Source organism: Nonomuraea sp. NPDC049419 (assembly GCF_040676995.1).
In the GTDB taxonomy this organism is placed as follows: domain Bacteria; phylum Actinomycetota; class Actinomycetes; order Streptosporangiales; family Streptosporangiaceae; genus Nonomuraea; species Nonomuraea salmonea.
The window spans coordinates 701,935-720,851 of record NZ_JBFAQB010000001.1; the positions used below are offsets into that span (position 1 = coordinate 701,935).

Sequence of the window (18,917 nt, forward strand, 5' to 3'; positions counted from 1 at the left end):
TCCTGGAGTGACCTTCGACGTAGTGATCAGCGGCGGCCGGGTGCTCGACGGCACGGGCGCCCCGCCGTTCCGCGCGGACGTGGCGATCTCGGGTGATCGCGTCGCGGCGGTCGGCAGGATCGACCCGGCAGGGGCGGGCGCGGTGATCGACGCGACCGGGCGCTTCGTGGCGCCGGGGTTCGTCGACTGCCACGCCCACGGCGACGCGGCGGTGTTCGATCCGGCGGTGCAGCGGGCGGCGTTGCGGCAGGGGGTGACGACGTTCGTGCTGGGCCAGGACGGGCTGTCGTTCGCGCCAGGCTCGGCGGCCACGGTGGCCTACGCCTCGCGTTACTTCGCCGCGGTCAACGGGGCGCTGACCGACGGGCCGCTGAGCGTGCGCGAGCTGCTCGACGGCTATGACGGGGCGGTGGCGCTGAACACCGCCTACCTGCTGCCGCACGGCACGATCCGCTACGACGTCATGGGACCGTCGCCCGACAAGGCCGCGCCCGCCGACCTCGACGCGATGGTGCGCCGCGTCGAGCAGGGCCTGTCGGAGGGCGCGGTGGGGCTGTCCAGCGGCCTCGAATACCTGCCGGGCCGCTACGCCGACGCAGCGGAGCTGGCCGCGCTGTGCGCGCCGCTGGGCGGGCTCCCGTACGTCACCCACATGCGCGCCTACGGCGAGCGCGCCGAGACGGGCATGACGGAGGTGATGGAGATCGCCGAGCTGTCGGGGGCCGCGGTGCACGTCTCCCACCTGCACGGACCCGCGGACGTGCTGCTGCCGCTGGTCGAGCAGGCGCTCGGCAAGGGCGTCGACCTCACCTTCGACACCTACCCCTACCTGCGCGGCAACACGATCCTGGCGATGGTCGTGCTGCCGCCGTCGGTGCCGGGCGCGGAGCCCGAGGCGGCGATGGAGATGATCGGCTCGGGCGTGCTGGACGACTGGTGGCCGACGCTGGACGCCGTCTGGCCGCGCCTGACCGTCTCGCACGCGCCGGGGCTGGAGTGGGCCGAGGGCCTGACGATGGTCGCGGCGGCCGAGCGGGCGGAGGTCTCGCCGGCGGAGTTCTGCCGGCGGCTGCTGACGGAGACGCGGCTGGAGGCGGGCGTGGTCACGGCCCGCCCCGACGAGGGCCCGCAGGGCGAGCAGTCCGTACGCCGCATGCTCCGCCACCCCTCGCAGACCGGCGGCTCCGACGGCATCTACGTGGGCGGCCACCCGCATCCGCGCGGCCACGGCGCGTTCGCCAGGTTCCTGGCCAGGCACGTCAGGGAGCTGGGCGACTGGACGTGGGAGCAGGCGGTGACGCACCTGTCGGCCCATCCGGCGCGCCGCTTCGGCCTGCTCGACCGGGGTTTGCTGCGGCAGGGCTGCGCGGCGGACGTCGTGGTGTTCGACCCGGCCACGGTGACCGACCTCGCCACCTACCCGGCGCCGCGCACGCTCGCCGAGGGCGTGGACGACGTGCTGGTCTCCGGCGTGCCCGTGCTGGCGCGCGGCGAGCTGACCGGGGCCACCCCCGGCCGGGCGCTGCGCCCGTGAGCGCGCGGCCGGAGAGCCTGGTTGGGATAGGGTCGGACCCGGACGAAGGGGGTGTGGTGCCGGCGATCCTCGGTCAGTCGGTCTTCGACGGCGGCCTCGAGTTTCCCGCGATGGTGGTGCACCGCGACGCGCTGGAGCACAACGTCGCCACGATGGCGGCCTTCGCCCGCGATCACGGCATGGAGCTGGCGCCACACGCCAAGACGCACATGTCGGCGGAGATCGCCGCGATGCAGCTGGCCGCAGGCGCGTGGGGGCTCACGGTGGCGACGCTGCGGCAGGCCGCGACCGTCAGGGGCTTCGGCGTGGGCCGCGTCATGGTGGCCAACCAGGTGGTCGATCCCGCGGGGCTCGCCTGGGCGGCGGCCGAGCTGGACCGCGACCCCGAGTTCGAGCTGCTGAGCTTCGCCGACTCCGAGGCGGGGCTCGACCTGCTCGCCGGGCACGCGGGGAAACGGCCTTTCCGGGTGCTGGCCGAGCTGGGCCACGAGGGCGGGCGGGCCGGCTGCCGGTCGCTGGAGCGGCTGCTTGAGGTGGCCGCGTACGCGCAGCGCACGCCAGGCGTGGAGCTGGCCGGGGTGGCGGGCTACGAGGGCGGGCTGAAGAGCGCGGAAGACGTCCGGAAATATCTGGCGGCGCTGCAGGACGCCGTCGAGCACGTCCGGCTCAAGCGTCCCATCCTGACCGTCGGCGGCAGCCAGTGGTTCGACGTGATCGGCCGCGAGCTGGTCGCCACCCAGGCGCGGATCCTGCTGCGCAGCGGCGCGTACGTCACCCACGACGACGGCTTCTACCGCGAGCGCACTCCGTTCAACCGCATCGACGGCGAGCTGCGCCCGGCGCTGGAGGTGTGGGCGCACGTGCTGTCCACCCCCGAGCCCGGCCTGGCGATCGTCGGCATGGGCAAGCGCGACGCCCCCTACGACGAGGGCCTGCCGATCCCGCGCCGCGGCGGCGTCACCCTCATGAAGATGCAGGACCAGCACACCGTGGTCCGCGCCGCCGGGCTCAAGCCGGGCGACCTGCTGGCCTTCGGCATCTCCCACCCCTGCACCGCCTTCGACAAGTGGCGCGTGCTGCCGCTGGTCGACCGGGATTACCGTGTCGTTGGCACGATACGCACCAACTTCTAGGGAGATCTCGTGAAAAAGGAGCTCAGGACCACAGAGGGCGCCGCTCCGGTCGGCGCCTACTCCCAGGGGCTCGTGGTCGGCGACTTCGTCTTCACCTCCGGCATGGGCCCGCTCGACCCTCACACCGGCGAACTCGTCGGCGACGACGTCGCCACCCAGACCCACCAGGTGATGCGCAACCTCGGCGCCATCCTCGCCGCCCACGGGCTCGGCTACGACGACGTCATCAAGGCGACCGTGCACCTCCAGCACGTCAAGCGCGACTTCGCCGCCTACAACGAGGTCTACAAGTCCTACTTCAACCAGCCCTACCCGGTGCGCACCACCGTGGGCTCCGAGCTGATGGACATCCTGGTCGAGATCGACTTCGTCGCGCACAAGAGCGCCTGAGGTGCGGCTGTGGACAGTTCGGTGTACGTCTTCGTCGAGGACCTGCGCGGCGAGGGCGTCGAGCGGGTGCTCGACAGGCTCAGCGGCTACGGCGTGTCCGGCGTCACCGTCGGCGCCGTCCACCACGCCTCACGCGACGTCACCCCCCACGGGCTGTCCCGGCTGACCCTGCGCCACGACGGCGCCCACTTCACGCCGCCGCCCGAGCTGTTCGACGGGCTGCGGCTGCGGCCCGTGCCCGGCTACACCGACGCGCTCGACGGGCTGGCCGAGGCGTGCGCGAAGCGGTCGATGAAGCTGCACGCCTGGACGGTCTTCCTGCGCAACGCCACCCTCGGCACCGCCCATCCCGACGTGACCGTACGCGACTGCTTCGGCGACCGCGGCTCGCTCACCGACCTGTGCCCGGCGCACCCCGACGTGCGCGACTACGCCGTGGCGCTGGCCAGGGCGGTGGCGCGGCTCGGGGCCGACAGCGTGGTCGCCGAGTCGCTGCACTTCAGGCCGCTCAAGCCGCAGCGCTCGTTCGTGCCGCTCGGGCCGATGGACGCCTACCTGTTCGGGCTCTGCTTCTGCGACTACTGCCTGCGCCGGGCCACCGACCTGGGCGTGGACGCCGAGGTGGCGCGGGAGGAGTGCGCCCGCATCGTGGGCGGCGTCTTCGACGGCGACCCTCCCGCGCAGGGCGAGGTCACCAGGGCGGCGCTCACCGCGTACGCGGGGCCCGACGTGGTGGCCTACGCCCGCGCCCGCTCCGAGACCGTCACCACGCTGGTCTCCGAGGTGGCGTCGGCGGTGGCCGACGAGGGCTCGAAGCTGGTGTTCATCGACTCGACGGGGGCGGTCAAGGGATACACCGACGGGCTGCCCACCCCCGGCCTGGCCGCCCACGACGCCTGGCAGTTCGGCGTCGACCTGGTGGCGCTCGGCGACCTCGTGCCGGCGTTCGGGGTGCTGGCGTACGCGCGGGACGCGGCGCGGGTGGCCGACGACGTGGGCGCCTACCTGCGGTCCGTGGGCAAGGACCGCGAGGTGCGTGCGGTGCTGCGGCCCGGTCACCCCGACAGCGACTCCACCGACCGGCTGGTGGCCAAGGCGCGCGGCGCGAAGGCGGCGGGGGCGATGGCGGTCGACTTCTACGCGTACGGGCTGGTGCCGTACCCGGTGCTCGACCGCATCCCGTCCGCGCTGGCCGAAGCGCCCTGACCGGGCTCACTCCACCGCGCCTCACTCCACCGCGCCTCACTCCACCGCGCCTCACTCCACCGCGCCTCACTCCACCGGGGCGGCCTGTGCGCCGAACATCGCCGCGGCCTCCCTGCCCCTCTCCTGGTTCTCCTCGACGTAGGGGCGCAGCTCCGTCTCGTAGGCGGCGAAGGCCGCCTCGTGGTCGCCGCCCGACTCGGTCAGGCACCGGGCCAGGGTCCACGCGCCGATGAGGGCCTGCGAGGTGCCCATGCCGCTGGTGGGCGCCGCGCAGTAGCCGGCGTCGCCGATCAGCGCCACCCGGCCGCGAGACCAGCCGTCCAGGACGACCTGGCAAGAGGAGGCGAAGTACAGGTCGTCGGCCGCGCTCATCGCGTCCAGCAGCCTCGGCACCTCCCAGCCGCGTCCGGCGAACGCGTCGCGTACGGCCTGTTCCTGCGCACGGCGGTCGCGGCGGTCGAGGTCGGGGCTGGAGGTGGCGAAGGAGAGGCTGACCATGAGCGGGGTCGCCGCGTCGTAGCCGAACAGCAGCACCGCCGAGCCGGGTGAGGTCTGGATCACCGAGCGGTGATCCAGACCGAGGTGGTTGGGGGCGCTGAAGCCGACGCCCGACATGCCGAGGTGGCGCAGCGCGCCGGGCCGCGGGCCGAAGGCCAGCCGCCGGACGATGGAGTGCACGCCGTCGGCGCCGATCACCAGGTCGAAGTCGCGGGTCCCGGCGCGCTCGAACGCGACGGTGACGCCGTCGTCGTGCTGGGTCATCGCGGTGATGGAGTCGTCGAAGACGTACGTCACGTCGTCCGCGGTGCGGCGGTGCAGGATCTTCGTCAGCTCGCGCTTCGGCACCTCCAGCTCGCCGGCGAACGTCTCGTTCGGCAACTCGGCGAGCACCTCGCCGTGCTCGTCCACCACCGTCGTGCCGCGCATCATCGTCTCGTGCTCGCGGACCTCGTCGAGCACGCCCATCTCCGCGAGCACGTCGAGCGCCCGGCCGCGGAAGTCCACCCCGTAGCCGCTGTCGCGCAGGTGCGGGGCGCGCTCGACCACGGTCACGGACCAGCCGTGGTGGTGCAGGAAGTACGCGAGTGCGGGGCCGGCCACGCTGGCGCCCGAGATCAGAACCGTCGTCATGAGGCCCGACCGTACGCGCTTCTTGTCCATTTGGTCAAACCATTTGGGCAAATGTCTCGGTATGCTGCTCGGTATGGGAAACCGGGAGGATCTGCTGGCCGGCGCCAAGCGCTGCCTGATCGAGCGCGGGTGGGCCCGTACGACTGTGCGCGACATCGCCGCGGCCGCCGGCGTCAGCCACGCCGCCATCGGCTACCACTTCGGCTCGAAGGAGGCGCTGCTCACCCAGGCCCTGGTCGAGGCCGTGGACGAGCTCGCGGAAGAGCTGGCCCGCCGGGCCCCGGCGGACCGGTCTGAGGAGCACTGGCAGGCGCTGATCGGCAGCTTCACCACGCACCGGGCGCTGTGGGTGGCTCAGCTCGAAGCCGCGGTGCAGGCCGAACGCTCACCCGAGGTTCGCGAGCACCTCGCGAAGGGCCAGCGGCTGGGACGGGAGGGGATGGGCGGCTCGGTCCCGCTCGCCCTGGTGAGCGGCCTGATGCTGCAGTGGCTCGTGGACCCCGACCATGCACCGTCCGCCGCGGACGTGGTCAGCGAGCTGCGCACACTCCAGGGGCCGTGACCTGCTCCCGATCACCTGCCTGGACGGTGCACGCCGTCGAGCACCAGGGCGACGGCTTCGGCGGCGAAGCCGTCGCCGACCTTCATGCCGCGCAGGACGGCCCGCATCCACACCGCCCCGGCCAGCAGGTCCATGATGAGCAGCGGGTCGGCGGAGCCGGGCAGCTCGCCCCTGCGCGCCGCGCGTTCGAAGACCGTGCGCTCCCTGGCGAACCGGTCGGCGAAGAACCGCCGCCCGTCCAGCTCGGGATGGCGTACGGCGGCGGCCAGCGCGGCCACCGCGATGTCGCTGCCCGGCGGCTCGGTCAGCAGCCGCCGCACCCCCTCGACCAGCGCGACCAGGTCACCCCGCAGGCTCCCGGTGTCGTGCACGGTGAAGCCCAGCACGTCGGACTCCACCAGCGCCGCCCCCAGCAGCGCCGCCTTCGACGGCCACCACCGGTAGATCGTGGTCTTGTTGACCCCCGACCGCTCGGCGACCCCCTCGACGGTCAGCCCGTCGTAGCCCCGCTCGGCCACCAGCCGCAGCGTCGCGTCGAAGATCTCCCGCTGTTTCCTGGGCGCCATGGAGGTCATTCTCTCGCCGCGAACGCGGTGAGGACGCCCAGGGCCAGGTAGACGGTGCCGCTGACGTACTTCAAGGTCCTGGCGGCGCGGGTGAGGCGGCGGGCGAGGGCGCCGGCGGTGACGGCGTACAGGAGGTCGGAGATCAGGCCGAGCAGCAGCAGCGTGAGGCCGAACACCACCACCTGGAGTGCGGGCGAGCCGGCGTCCGGGTCCACGAAGTGCGGCAGGAACGCCAGGAAGAACAGCGCCACCTTGGGGTTCAGCACGTTGACCAGCACGCCTTCGAGGAACACCTTGCGCAGCGGCTGCGGCTCAGGCGGGCCGGCCTGCTGGTCCTTGGCGGTGAACGCGCGGATGCCCAGGTAGACGAGGTAGGCGACGCCGGCCCACTTGATCACGGCGAACAGCGTGGCGGACTGCGCGATGACGTACGACAGGCCCAGGGCGGCGGCCGCGATGTGCACGAGCGTGCCGGCCTCCACGCCGAACGCGCTGGCCAGGCCGGCCGCCCGGCCCTGGGAGAGGCCGCGCGCGGTGATGTAGAGGTGGTTGGGGCCGGGGATGAGGACCAGGGCGAGGCTGGCCGTCACGAAGATGGCGAACGTGGAGGGAGCTATCACGGAAGAGCAATCTAGGCCGGGTTTGGTCCGTCCAGGAGGGCCAATCCCGTGGACGTTCCGTGGACCAATTTGTTGTCGGGCGAGCGTGGCATAGTTTGCAGACGTGAATGGTCTACTCGTCGGGCGCTCTGCTGAGCTGGCCGGACTCCTGCGGGCGCTGAGCTCCGCCGCCGATGGCGTGGCCGGCGTGGCGCTCGTCGGTGGAGACGCCGGCATCGGCAAGACCCGGCTCGCCGGCGAGCTGGCCGCCGAGGCCCGCACGCGCGGTTTCAACGTCCTGGTCGGCCAGTGCGCCGAGCTGGGCGACGCGCTGCCCTACCTGCCGCTGGCCGACGCGCTGCGCGTCGCCGAGCCCGGCGTGCGCGAGGCCGCCGCCGCCCACCCCATGCTGGGCCAGCTGCTGCCCGGCACGGAGAGCGCGCCGTCCGCCGGGCTCACCCAGCAGCGGCTGTTCGGCTCGCTGCTCGGGCTGCTGGCCGACGTGCAGCCGGTGCTGTTCGTCATCGAGGACCTTCACTGGGCCGACCGCTCCACACGTGACCTGCTGGTCTTCCTCAGCCGCATGCTGCAGAGCGAGCGGGTCTGCGTGGTCGGCACCTACCGCACCGACGACCTGCACCGCCGCCACCCGCTCAGGCCCGTCCTCGCCGAGCTCAAGCGGCTGCCCACGGTGACGAGCGTGGAGCTGGGGCCGCTGGGCGCGGGCGAGATGGCCGACTACGTCGCCACGCTGGGCGAGATCGACGCGCAGAGCCTCGGGCTCATCGTCTCCCGCGCCGACGGCAACCCGTTCTACGCCGAAGAGCTGCACGCCGCGATGGCCGAGGGCGACAGCCTGCCCGACGAGCTGGCCAGCCTGCTGCTGTCCAGGGTCGAGGTGCTGTCGGAGGCCGGGCAGCAGGTGCTGCGGGCCGCCGCCGTGGCCGGCCGCCGGGTCGAGGACGACCTGCTGCGCGAGGTGTCGGGGCTGCCGCTCGCCGAGTTCGAGGAGGCGGTCAGGGAGATCGTCTCGCGCGGCCTGCTCAAAGTGCGCGGCCACGGCTACACCTTCCGTCACGCCCTGCTCCAGGAGGCCGTCTACACCGACCTGCTGCCGGGCGAGCGCACCCGGCTGCACGCCGCGTTCGCCCGCCTGCTCACCTCGCCGGCCGAGCTGGCCCACCACCACCTGGCCAGCCACGACCTGGCGGGCGCGTTCGCCGCCTCGATCGAGGCGGGCAGGGCGGCAGAGCGGGTCGGCGCGCCCGCAGAAGCCCACAGCCACTACGACCGCGCGCTGTCCCTGTGGGAGCGGGTCGACGACGCCGCGCGGCTGGCCGGGGCGAGCCGGGCCGAGCTGGCCTTCCGCAGCGCGGTCATGGCCGCCGACAGCGGCGACAAGCACCGCGCCGTGGCGCAGCTCCGGGTGCTGCCGCAGACGTCCGAGGTGAGCGAGCGGCTCGCCTACTACCTCTACGAGATGGACGACGAGGCGGCCGCGGCCGAGGTGGCCGGGCGCGCGGTCGAGAGCGCGGTCGAGCCGGCGGCGCTCTCCCGTGCCATGGCCACCCACGCCCGCACGCTGCTGTGGGGCCCGCGCCACCAAGAGGTCGAAGAGCTGGCCACGAAGGCGCTCGAGCTGGCCCGCACGGCCGGCGCCAGAGACGCCGAGGTCGGGGCGCTGCTCACGCTGGCCACGTCCGTCGAGCTGCGCGGCGACATGCACCGCGCGCACGAGCTGGTCGAGAAGGCCATGGCAGGGCCGACCGGCGACCTCGCGATGGACCTGCGGGCCCGCTTCCACCACGCCCGCATCCACTACGAGCAGGGCGTGCTCGTACACGCCGCCGAGGTGGCCGACGACGGCATCCGCCTGGCCTCCGACGCCGGGCTCATGTGGAGCACCTACGGCACCGACCTGCGGTTCCTGCGCTTCCTCATCCACTACGTCGCCGGCGAGTGGGACGCGGCGGAGACGATGGCGGCCGGATTCGGCGCCAGGGTGGGCACGGTGCCGGAGGCGATCCTGTCGTCGTTCGCGCTGTTCATCGAGGTGGCACGCGGCCTGCCCGTGGTCGAGTCGCGGCTGAGCTGGCTGCGGCCGTTCTGGTCCGACCCCCTCGCCTCCTACATGTCGCGGGGGCTCGCGGCCGAGCACGCGCTGTGGCACGGCGACCCCGCCACGGCGCTCGACCACGTACGCGCGGTCCTCGCGGCGCAGGTGCCCGGCGAGTCGGGCAACGTCCGCATGGCCGCCATCGGCCTGTGGGCCCTGGCCGAGCTCGGCACCACCGAGGGCGCCGACGACCTGCGCGCCCAGGCCAGGCTGGCCGTCGAGTCGGGCCCCACCGGCGGAGGCGGCCACCTCGGGCCCGAGGGTCGCGCGTGGGCGCTGCGCGTCGAGGCCGAGTGGCACCGCGTGCACGGCCGGCTCGACGTCGAGCTGTGCCGGCGCGTGACCGAGGCGTTCGACTACGGCTTCGTCTACGAGGCCGCGCGGGCCCGCTGGCGGCTGGCCGAGGCGCTGCTCGCGGCAGGCGAGCGCGACGCGGCCCACACGGAGTGGGAGCAGGCCAGGGAGGCGGCGGGCAAGCTGCGAGCCGTGCCGCTGGAGAGCGCGCTGCTCGACTTCGGGCGCCGCGCCCGCTTCGGCTCATCCGGCGGGCAGACCTCCGCCCCGCAGGGTGAGCTGACGGCCCGCGAGGCCGAGGTGCTGCGGCTGGTGGCCGAGGGGCTGACCAACAGGGAGGTCGCCGAGCGGCTGTTCATCGCCCAGAAGACGGTCAGCGTCCACGTGTCCAACATCCTCGGCAAGCTCGGCGTCTCCACCCGCACCCAGGCCGCCGCCACCGCCCGCCGCCTCGGCCTGCTGCCCTAGACGGTCACCCGCCCAGTGCCGCGCGCTGCTCCGGGGTGAGCGGGCGGGTCGGCACACCGCGCAGGAGGAGGAAGAGCTTGGCGGTCTCCTCCAGCTCCTCCACGGCGTCCAGGGCCGCGCCGAGGCTCGCGCCCGCCACGACCGGGCCGTGGTTGCTGAGCAGCAGCGCCCGGTGCGTGCGCGCCTTCTCCTCCGCGGCCGGGCCCAGCGCCGCGTCGCCGGGCGCGTAGTAGGGCAGCAGCGGCAGCCGGCCGACCCGCATCGCGAAGTACGCGGTCAGCGGCGGCAGCGCGTCGTCCGGGTCGAGGCCGTCCATGCAGGACACGGCGGCCGCGTACGTGGAGTGCGTGTGCACCACCGCGTGCGCGTCCGGCCTGGCCCGCAGCAGCGCGGCGTGCAGGAACGCCTCCTTCGACGGCTTCGGCCCGCCCACGTGCGCGCCGGTCAGGTCGATCAGCGACAGGTCGGCGGCCTCGACTGTGCCCAGGCTGGAGCCGGTGGGGGTGACGAGGACGCGGTCGCCGACGCGTACGGACAGGTTGCCGGTGCTGCCGTGGGTCAGGCCGCGCGCGAACAGCGAGCGGGCGGCGGCCACGATGCTCAGGCGTTCCTTCTCGAAGGTCATCTGGACGCCTCCAGCAGCAGGCCGGGCTCGCCGAAGTTGCCGGACTTCAGCAGCAGCGAGAAACCGTGCGGGGAGTGGATCCAGGGCACGCCGCGCGCCGCCTCCGCGCCGATCACGCCGCCCGGCACGCCGAGTGCGCTCACCACGGCGCCCGAGGTCTCGCCGCCGGCCGAGATCACCCGGGTGACGCCCCGCTCCACCAGGCCGCGGGCGACGGCGCCGAGCGCGTGCTCCAGGATGCCGGCCGAGCGTTCTGTGCCGAGCGTCTGCTGGACGCGGCGCAGCGCCACCGGCTCAAGCGAGGAGTAGATGAGGGGCGCGCCCGTGCCGGCCGGCAGCCGGTCGTACCAGGCCAGGGCGCCGCGGGCCAGCGAGGCCGGGTCGCGGTCGGCCAGCGCGTCCAGCCGGTACGCCGGCCTGCCCGACTCGATCATGACGGCGACCTGCTCCAGCGTACGGGCCGAGCAGCTGCCGGCGAGCACCGCGGCCGGCCCGGAAGGATCAGGCGCGGGCGGCTCGCCGCCCTCGGCACGCGCGTGCGCCGCCGCCAGCCCGCCGGCCAGGCCCGCAGCGCCCGCCACCAGCCGCGCCCCCGCCAGCGCCCGCCCCGACACCTCCAGGTCGGAGTCCTCCAGGGCGTCCACGAAGACGTAGCGCACGCCGTGCTCGCGCAGCTCGGCCAGCCGCTGCTCGACCGCGTGGCCGCGTACCTGGCCGAGCGTCACCACCCCCGCCCGGTACGCGCTCTGCGCCTCCAGCAGCCGCGGCAGGTACGAGTCGGTCATCGGCGTGAGCGGGTGATCGCGCATGTGCGACTCGCCCAGCAGCACGTCACCGACGAACAGGTAGCCGTTGTACTGCGTGCGGCCGTGCTCGGGCGAGCTGGGCGTCATCGCGACCAGCGGCACCTCCATGGCGTCGGCCAGCGCGTCCAGCACCGGCCCGATGTTGCCGTCGCGGGTGGAGTCGAACGTCGAGCAGTACTTGAAGTAGACCTGCCGCGCCGCGCCGTGCGCCCGCAGCCACCGCAGCGCGCGCAGCGACCGCGCCACCGCGTCGGCCTTGGGGATCGTACGGGTCTTGAGCGCGATCACGACGGCGTCGTGCTCGGGCGGCTCGCTGCCCTGGGGCGGCAGCCCGAAGTAAAGGACGGTACGCAGGCCGCGGCGGCGCATCGCCACGGCCACGTCGGTGGCGCCGGTGAAGTCGTCGGCGATGGCGCCGATCATGGACGCCCCTCGGTGCGAGGGAGGTGGTCGAACATGAAACCGACGTTATCGGCGCGAAAGTGGATCTATGACGACGGGGCTGAGTCGTCAGCTCGTGATCGTGGCGTCACGGATCCTGAAGTAGGACGTGTGGTCGGTCTGCAGGTACGCGTGGAAGCCCGGCGCCTTCTCCCCGGCCGTCTTGTCGGCGGTGACGATGGTCACCACCACGTACTTCCTGGACGCGCCCGAGAGGATCTTGCCGTACACGTAGTCGGAGTGCGCCTTGTCCTGGCGCCACGTGACCGCGTCCGACGAGAGCTTCGACAGGCGGTCGGCCGTGGTCTTGGCGGCCTGGTCGCTGGGGAACTCCATGATCAGCTGGACCGCCTTGAGGTGGCCGCTGTAGGCCGAGTACGCGAGCTGGACCGCGCGCTCGCACTTGTTCTTGCGCAGCACGCCGCCCCTGCCGTCCACCGGGGTGCAGGTGTCGTAGGTCCAGCCGGCGACCTTGTTCGCCTTGAACTTGACCGTGCCCATCGCGAAGTTCCAGTCGTCGAACTCGTCGTCCGTGATGGGGGAGCCGGGCTGGGCCTGCCTCTTGGAGGAGGACGTGGTGGGGGACGGGCTGGGGGTCGTCTCCGGGGCCTCGGTCTTGGAGGGCGTGGGGGTGGACGAGCCGGTGGGCAGGGCCACGTTGTCCGACGGGTCGTCGCGGTTGATGTAGAGGTACGTCCCGATGCCCGCCAGCGCCAGCACGATGAGGCTGACCAGGCTCAGCACGGCGATGAGGACGCCCTTGCCGCTGCCGCCCGCCTGCCGGCCGTCGTAGGGAGGGCCGGGCTGGTTGTAGGGCTGGCCGTAGCCCGGCTGCTGGTAGCCGGGCTGGGTGTAGGCGCCCTGGTTGTGGCCGGGCTGGTGGCCGGGCTGGGTGGCCCCCTGACCCGGCTGCCCGTAACCGGGCTGGCCGTAACCGGGCTGGCCGTAACCGGGCTGGCCGTAACCGGGCTGGGGCTGACTGGGCTGCCCCTGACTGGGCTGCCCCTGACCGGGCTGGCCGTAGCCGGGTTGACCGTGACCGGGCTGCCCGTGACCTAGCTGGGGCCCTCCCTGCGGAGGGCCCTGCGGAGGGCCCTGTGGGGGACCGTACAAGGGCCGGCCGTGGTTCGGCTGACCCGGCTGGTTCGGGTGCGGGGGGCCGGAGGGCGGCTGGGGCGGGCCGTAGGACTGCGGCGGGCCGTACCCTTGCGGCGCGCCCTGGCCTGGCGCGCCGCCCCACGGGCCAGGCTGTGGGGGCTGCGGCTGTGGAGGGTATGCCATCCCCCCATTGTGGGGCAGCCCCTCACCTTCTGCCCCAAAGACCCCACCAATTGTGATGCCACGGGATGCTTTGGTCGGCGAAGCGGCCGACCAAGGTCGGATGCCCGGCACGTACGCCGGAACCTAGCGTGGCCGGGTATGACGGACGTGAGCACCCCGGCCACCCGCCGAGTCCACGAGGTGGACGTCGTACGCGGGTTCGCCCTGGCGGGCATCCTGGTCGCCAACATCGGCTATTTCTCCGACCCCGGCTACGCCCAGGCGGGCACCATGCCGATCCCCGACGGCCCGGTGGCCATGGCCATCACCGCGCTGGTGCTGACGAAGTTCTACATCGTCTTCTCGTTCCTGTTCGGCTACTCCTTCACCCTCCAGATGCGCGCGGCCGAGCGGGCGGGCGCGAGCGTGACGGCGCGGACGATGCGCAGGTGCCTGGCGCTGCTGGTGATCGGCGTGCTGCACGGGATCCTGCTGTGGGTCGGCGACATCCTCACCCTGTACGCCGTACTCGGCCTGATCCTGCTCGCCCTGCGCAACCTCAAGCCCCGCACGGCCGTGATCACCGGATCGGTCATCATCGGCGTGCTCACCCTGCTGATGGGGGCGCTGGCGGCGCTGTCCACGCTCGACCCATCGGCCGCCGAGCCGCCCGCGGCCGGCCCGGGGGCGGCCGGGCGCGCGCTCGCGCTGGCCACCGGCGGCCCGCTCGACTTCCTGACCCTGCAGGTGGAGACCTATCCGGCGATGGTCGGGCTGATCTGGGCGTTCCAGGGGCCGGTGGCGCTGGCGATGTTCCTGTTCGGCCTGGCGGCGGGCAAGGCCAGGCTGCTGGAGGAGACCGACCGGTGGTGGCACCTGCTGCCGCGCGTCCAGGCCGTGGGCTTCGGCGTGGGCCTGCCCGGCGGCGTGCTGCTCGCCTGGACGGCGAACGAGCCGGGCCCGCTGGAGCTGGTCGGCATCACCACGAACGTCCTCACCTCGCTCCTGCTGGCTTCCGCGTACGTCGCCACCCTGCTCAGGACCGTGCGGCGCTTTCCCGCCGCCGGCCGCGCACTGGCGCCGGCCGGACGCGTGGCCGCCTCCAACTACGTCGGCCAGTCGCTGCTGGCCTGCCTGATCTTCACCGGGTACGGCCTGTCGCTCGCGGGCACACTGCCGCCGATCGCCGTGATGGGCGTCGCCCTGGTGATCTACACGGTGCTGCTCTGGGCGAGCGCCCGCTGGCTGCGCACCCACCGCCACGGCCCCGTCGAGCACGTCCTACGCCGCGTCACCACCTGGAGCTAGCGCCTGGCGGCGGAACCTGCCTGGCGCGACGCCGTACTCGCGCTTGAAGGCGTTGCCGAAGGCGAACTCCGAGCCGTAACCGACCCGCTCGGCCACCTCGGAGACCGGCGCGTCCGACTCGAGCAGCAGCCGCGCCGCCGTCGCGAGCCGCCACGACGTCAGGTACGCCAGCGGCGGCTGCCCCACCAGTTCGGTGAAGCGGCGGGCGAAGCCGGCTCGCGACAGGCCCGCCTGGGCGCCGAGCGACTCGACCGTCCAGCGGCGGTCGGGGGCGCGGTGCATGGCGTCGAGCGCGGGCCCGATGGCCGGGTCGGAGAGCGCGGCGGCCCAGCCTCCGCACGTGCAGAGGTCGTTGGAGCTGAACCAGGCGCGCAGGACGTAGAGCTGCACGGCGTCGAGCAGGGACGTCACGATCGTGTCGGCGCCGGGGCGCGGGTTGTCGATCTCGCCGGCCAGCAGTTCGACGGCCGCGCGCAGCTCGGGGTGGCAGCCGAGGGTCGCGGGCAGGTGGATCACGGGCGGCAGCGAGCGCAGGATGGGGTGCGACACGCGGACGTCGAGCCGGTAGCCGCAGGTCAGGGTGACGGTCTCGGCGCCCGTGCCGCCCATGCCCGCCGAGGTGAACAGCTCGGGGTCGTCGTGGCTGCAGCCGCCGGGCGGTGGCAGCGGCTTGTCCGGGTCGTCGGTCAGCCCGTAGGCGTCGCCGTGCGGAAGGAACACCACGTCGCCCACGCTGAGCGGGATGGGCTCGCCCGTGCTCGGGACGAACCAGCAGGAGCCGCGCAGCACGATCTGGAAGCTGGCCGAGCGGGGGGCCGAAGGGAACGCGTGGCTCCAGGGGGCGCGCCAGGAGATGCGGGCCGAGATAGGGCGGCCGGTCCGCATGAGGGCGACGACGTCGCTCAGGAGATCCATGCATGCAGTCTAAAGGCGTAGACGCTGACGTATAAAACGTGGACACCAGCGCATTCACCATCTCAGTACTAGTGCCTACGGTGGTCAGCGGACTGAAAAACCCTTTGAGAGAGGAACGTGGACATGCCGAAGGTGGGCATCATCCTGGGCAGCACCCGTCCCGGACGCAACGGCGAGGCGGTGGCGGGCTGGGTGCACGAGCTGGCGGCCAAGCGCGGCGACGCCGAGTACCAGGTGCTCGATCTGCAGGACTACGACCTGCGTCACCTGGACGAGCCGATCCCCGCGGCCGCCGGGGTCTACCACCACGACCACACCAAGAGCTGGTCGGCGGCCGTGGCGCCGCTGGACGCGTTCGTGTTCGTGACGCCCGAGTACAACCACTCGATCCCTGGCGTGCTCAAGGACGCGATCGACTTTCTGTACGAGGAGTGGGCGAACAAGGCGGCCGGGTTCGTCAGCTATGGGGTGGACGGTGGGGTGCGGTCCGTCGGGCACCTGCGGGACATCCTGGCGACGCTGCGGGTGGCGACCGTACAGATGTACGTCGCGCTCTCGGTCGCCACCGACTTCGAGAACTTCTCCGACTTCAGGCCCGCCGCCGCGCACGAGGAACGGCTGAACACCATGCTCGACCAGTTGCTGGAGTGGGATGCCGCGCTGCAGCCGCTCAGAGGATGACCCAAAAGAGGTATTTCTCCGGACAGTCGCCCCCTCTACGAGAGCACGATCCTGAGCACGGGACCGCGCCCTCACGAGCGGGGGCGACCGCGCCCGCCCGCAGGATCACCGTGGCCCCCGCCGGGCCGGGCGCGGTCTAGCTGCGGGACGACGTCCTGCCCGGCGGGCACGCGGCACGTCACCCCCACAATCTCAGCGGCGGCCGTCCTTCCTGGTTGAGACGCATCCCACAGCCTGAACTGTTCACCCTGAGTTGCGCAGTTCAGACTGTCCTTTTTAGGGTGAAAAGGTGATGGATGAGGACGAAGCACTCCTGGCGACGCGGGCCGCGACCGAGACCTGGGTGGTGCTGGGCCGGCTGCGCCGCAGGCTGGAGTCCCTGCCGTCGGAGGGCGGGCTGTCCCCGGCGCAGGCGTCCGTGCTCACCCGGCTCGGCAAGCACGGCCCCGCCTCCGCCAGCGAACTCGCCGCCGCGGAACGCGTCAGGCCACAGTCGATGGCCAAGATCGTCGTCTCGCTGGAGCAGGCCGGGCTCGTCGAACGCAACCCCGACCCCGAGGACGGCCGCCGCCAGGTCATCACGCTGACCGAGCAGGGCGCGGCCCGCCGCCAGGGTGACCGCGAGGCCCGGCAGGCCTGGCTCGCCGCGACCCTGCGCGAGCGGGGCAGCGAGGAGCAGATCCGCGCGGTGATCACAGCCATGGCCCTCCTGGACGAGGTCGCACACTCGTGACCCGCCCCACCGACTGGCTCCGCCGCCGCTCACAGAACTCACGGGGCGGTGCCGGGCGGCGGCGGGCGGAGGGGTTCGATCGGCGGCTGATCGCGCCGATGATCCTCGGGTCCATCCTGAATCCGATCAACTCATCGATGCTCGCGGTCGCGCTGATCCCGATCGGTGCGGCGTTCGGCGCCCCGCCGTCGGAGACGGCCTGGCTGGTGTCCGGGCTCTACCTGGCCACCGCCGTCGGCCAGCCGGTGATCGGGCGGCTGGTGGACATGTACGGCCCGCGCCTGCTCTACCTGCTGGGCACGGCGCTGGTCGGCGTCGCAGGGGCGATGGCGTTGTTCGCGCCCGACCTCGGCCTGCTGATCGTCTCCCGGGTGCTGCTCGGCTTCGGCACGTGCGCGGCGTACCCGGCCTCGATGTTCCTGCTGCGCAGCGAGTCCGAGCGGACCGGGATGCGCAACCCCGGCGGCGTGCTGGCGCTGCTGTCCATCTCCAACCAGGTCATCGCGGTCGTCGGGCCGACGTTCGGCGGGCTGCTGATCGGGCTGGGCGGCTGGCATCTGATCTTCGCCGTCAACGTGCCGCTGGCCCTCGCCTGCCTGGTCCTGGGCGCGCTGCGGCTGCCCCGCCGCTCCACGTTGCGCACCCAGCCGGGCGGGGGCGTGGACCTGCCGGGAATGCTGTCGTTCGCGGGCATGCTCACCGCGTTCATGCTGTTCCTGATGGAGCCGGGCGTCGGCCACCTCTACCTGGTCGGGGTCGCGGCCGTGCTGGGCGCCGCGTTCGCCTGGTGGGAGCTGCGGCGCCCGGAGCCGTTCATCGACCTGCGGGTGCTGAGGGGCAACGCCGCGCTGCTGGCCACGTACGGACGCCAGGTGCTGGCCTTCACCACCAGCTACGCCTTCCTCTACGCCTTCAGCCAGTGGCTGGAGGAGAGCCGGGAGCTGAGCCCGTCGCAGGCGGGCCTGCTCCTGCTGCCCCTGTCGGTGACCGCGATCATCGCCACCGCCATCGCCAGCAGGAACGCGAGGGTGCGCGGCAAGCTCGTGGTCGGCGCCGCCGTGCAGGTGGCCGGCTGCGTCTCCATGCTGAGCCTACACGCCACGAGCCCGGTCTGGCTGCTCGTGCTCATCGGCGGCGTCCTCGGCATCTCGCAGGGCCTGATCGGCCTCGGCAACCAGAACGCGCTGTACGCCCAGGCCGATCCCGACCGCATGGGCTCGTCGGCCGGGCTGCTGCGCACCTTCATGTACATCGGCGCGCTGCTGGCCGCCGCCGCCAACGCCGCCTTCTTCCGTGACGGCGCCACCACCGCAGGGCTGCACGGCCTGAGCGTGCTGCTCGCGGTGGTCGCCGTCCTGCTGCTCGCACTCACCCTCGCCGACCGGTCACTACGCCGCGTCGGCAGCACGGAAAGGCAATGACCATGGCCGTCACCACCATCGACCCGCGTACCGCGCTGGTCGTCATCGACCTGCAGCAGGGCGTCCTCGCCCTGCCCGGCACCCCGTACACCGGGGCCGACGTGCTGGCGCGCACGGTCGAGCTGGCCGACGCGTTCCGGGCGAGAAACCTCCCGGTCCTGGTACGCGTCTCGTTCGCCGCCGACGGCGCCGACGCCGCCCCGGGCCGCACGGAGGCCGGCGGCGCCGCCGGTCCGCGACCCGACGGCTGGGACGTCCTGGCGCCCGAGCTGACCGGCCATCCGGAGGACGTGGTGGTGACCAAGCGGACTGGGGCGCCTTCTACGGCACCGACCTCGACCTGCAGCTCCGCCGCCGGGGCGTGACGCAGGTCGTGCTCACGGGCGTGGCCACGAGCATCGGCGTGGAGTCGACGGCGCGGGTGGCGTACGAGCACGGCTACCACGTCACGCCGGTCGTGGACGCGATGACCGACATGAACGCCGACGCCCACCGCAACAGCGTGGAGCGCATCTTCCCCCGCCTCGGAGAAACGGGCACCACCGCCGACCTCCTCGCTCTCCTGGCGAGGACCGGCGGCAGCGCATAGACACGCGGAAGAAGCTCGTCTCTTCCGTCGCATCAGTCACAACTCTGGCCATCCGTGCCGCTCGGCACCAGGAATCATGCTAGGTCGGTATAACTCAGGAATTTCCGACTTTCCGGCTCTGGCCTGGTGGCCCCTTGCC

General features: G+C 72.9%; 17 protein-coding genes and 1 pseudogene. 11 read left to right on the top strand and 7 right to left on the bottom strand.

Annotated features, from left to right (window positions below):
• The first annotated feature begins 7 nt into the window (after positions 1-7).
• Genes AB0K12_RS03350 through AB0K12_RS03365 form a run of 4 tightly spaced genes read left to right on the top strand, consistent with a single transcriptional unit; the run spans position 8 to position 4,263 of the window.
• Complete coding sequence (locus tag AB0K12_RS03350; RefSeq protein WP_364555226.1) at positions 8-1,534, top strand: amidohydrolase family protein; 1,527 nt, start codon at positions 8-10, stop codon at positions 1,532-1,534.
• Between the two features lie 56 nt (positions 1,535-1,590).
• Complete coding sequence (locus tag AB0K12_RS03355; RefSeq protein ID WP_364555227.1) at positions 1,591-2,667, top strand: alanine racemase; 1,077 nt, start codon at positions 1,591-1,593, stop codon at positions 2,665-2,667.
• Positions 2,668-2,676: 9 nt separating this feature from the next.
• On the top strand, positions 2,677-3,057 hold the full coding sequence (locus AB0K12_RS03360; RefSeq protein ID WP_364365512.1) for a Rid family detoxifying hydrolase: 381 nt from the start codon (positions 2,677-2,679) through the stop codon (positions 3,055-3,057).
• Positions 3,058-3,066: 9 nt separating this feature from the next.
• The gene (locus AB0K12_RS03365; RefSeq protein WP_364555228.1) at positions 3,067-4,263 is read left to right on the top strand and encodes a hypothetical protein; all 1,197 of its coding nucleotides are present in this window, start codon (positions 3,067-3,069) and stop codon (positions 4,261-4,263) included.
• Positions 4,264-4,329: 66 nt separating this feature from the next.
• Here AB0K12_RS03365 and AB0K12_RS03370 read toward each other — a convergent pair whose 3' ends face one another.
• On the bottom strand, positions 4,330-5,394 hold the full coding sequence (locus tag AB0K12_RS03370; RefSeq protein WP_364555229.1) for an FAD-dependent monooxygenase: 1,065 nt from the start codon (positions 5,392-5,394) through the stop codon (positions 4,330-4,332).
• Between the two features lie 73 nt (positions 5,395-5,467).
• Here AB0K12_RS03370 and AB0K12_RS03375 point away from each other — a divergent pair, with 73 nt between their 5' ends.
• Positions 5,468-5,956 carry a TetR family transcriptional regulator gene (locus tag AB0K12_RS03375; RefSeq protein WP_364555230.1) on the top strand — a complete coding sequence of 163 codons (489 nt, stop codon included), beginning with the start codon at positions 5,468-5,470 and terminating at the stop codon, positions 5,954-5,956.
• Positions 5,957-5,967: 11 nt separating this feature from the next.
• Here the strand turns inward: AB0K12_RS03375 and AB0K12_RS03380 are convergent, their stop codons facing one another.
• Together AB0K12_RS03380 and AB0K12_RS03385 are read right to left on the bottom strand one after the other, a co-directional pair.
• Positions 5,968-6,522: a TetR/AcrR family transcriptional regulator gene (locus AB0K12_RS03380; RefSeq protein ID WP_364555231.1), complete on the bottom strand. Its 555-nt coding sequence runs from the start codon at positions 6,520-6,522 to the stop codon at positions 5,968-5,970.
• 5 nt (positions 6,523-6,527) lie between these two features.
• Positions 6,528-7,142 (bottom strand): LysE family translocator, encoded by a 615-nt coding sequence (locus AB0K12_RS03385; protein ID WP_364555232.1) that lies wholly within the window; start codon positions 7,140-7,142, stop codon positions 6,528-6,530.
• A 103-nt stretch (positions 7,143-7,245) separates the two neighbouring features.
• Here AB0K12_RS03385 and AB0K12_RS03390 point away from each other — a divergent pair, with 103 nt between their 5' ends.
• Entirely contained in the window at positions 7,246-9,999 is a 2,754-nt protein-coding gene (locus AB0K12_RS03390; RefSeq protein WP_364555233.1) for an AAA family ATPase, read from the top strand.
• A gap of 4 nt (positions 10,000-10,003) precedes the next feature.
• Here AB0K12_RS03390 and otnC read toward each other — a convergent pair whose 3' ends face one another.
• The 3 genes from otnC to AB0K12_RS03405 form a co-directional block, all read right to left on the bottom strand.
• Positions 10,004-10,624 (bottom strand): 3-oxo-tetronate 4-phosphate decarboxylase, encoded by a 621-nt coding sequence (gene otnC, locus AB0K12_RS03395; RefSeq protein ID WP_364555234.1) that lies wholly within the window; start codon positions 10,622-10,624, stop codon positions 10,004-10,006.
• A complete protein-coding gene (otnK, locus tag AB0K12_RS03400) occupies positions 10,621-11,853 on the bottom strand; it encodes a 3-oxo-tetronate kinase (protein ID WP_364555235.1) in 1,233 nt (410 codons plus the stop codon). The genes otnC and otnK overlap by 4 nt, the downstream gene beginning before the upstream one ends.
• Positions 11,854-11,940: 87 nt before the next feature.
• Positions 11,941-12,984, bottom strand: coding sequence for a hypothetical protein (locus tag AB0K12_RS03405; protein ID WP_364555236.1), 1,044 nt, complete (start codon positions 12,982-12,984; stop codon positions 11,941-11,943).
• A gap of 306 nt (positions 12,985-13,290) precedes the next feature.
• Here AB0K12_RS03405 and AB0K12_RS03410 point away from each other — a divergent pair, with 306 nt between their 5' ends.
• On the top strand, positions 13,291-14,439 hold the full coding sequence (locus AB0K12_RS03410) for a DUF418 domain-containing protein (RefSeq protein ID WP_364555237.1): 1,149 nt from the start codon (positions 13,291-13,293) through the stop codon (positions 14,437-14,439).
• On the opposite strand, the gene AB0K12_RS03415 is transcribed toward AB0K12_RS03410, so the two are convergent.
• Positions 14,413-15,354, bottom strand: a complete 942-nt coding sequence (locus tag AB0K12_RS03415) for an AraC family transcriptional regulator (protein ID WP_364555238.1) — start codon at positions 15,352-15,354, stop codon at positions 14,413-14,415. The two genes, AB0K12_RS03410 and AB0K12_RS03415, sit on opposite strands and share 27 nt — an antisense overlap.
• A gap of 123 nt (positions 15,355-15,477) precedes the next feature.
• Here AB0K12_RS03415 and AB0K12_RS03420 point away from each other — a divergent pair, with 123 nt between their 5' ends.
• The 4 genes and pseudogenes from AB0K12_RS03420 to AB0K12_RS03435 all read left to right on the top strand — a co-directional run bounded on the left by AB0K12_RS03420 (position 15,478) and on the right by AB0K12_RS03435 (position 18,778).
• Positions 15,478-16,035 (top strand): NAD(P)H-dependent oxidoreductase, encoded by a 558-nt coding sequence (locus AB0K12_RS03420; protein ID WP_364555239.1) that lies wholly within the window; start codon positions 15,478-15,480, stop codon positions 16,033-16,035.
• 292 nt (positions 16,036-16,327) lie between these two features.
• Positions 16,328-16,768 (top strand): MarR family transcriptional regulator, encoded by a 441-nt coding sequence (locus AB0K12_RS03425; protein ID WP_364555240.1) that lies wholly within the window; start codon positions 16,328-16,330, stop codon positions 16,766-16,768.
• Positions 16,765-18,189 carry an MFS transporter gene (locus AB0K12_RS03430; RefSeq protein ID WP_364555241.1) on the top strand — a complete coding sequence of 475 codons (1,425 nt, stop codon included), beginning with the start codon at positions 16,765-16,767 and terminating at the stop codon, positions 18,187-18,189. Before AB0K12_RS03425 ends, AB0K12_RS03430 begins: the two co-directional genes overlap by 4 nt.
• A 2-nt stretch (positions 18,190-18,191) precedes the next feature.
• Positions 18,192-18,778: pseudogene (locus AB0K12_RS03435) on the top strand (isochorismatase family protein).
• The last annotated feature ends 139 nt before the right edge of the window (positions 18,779-18,917 follow it).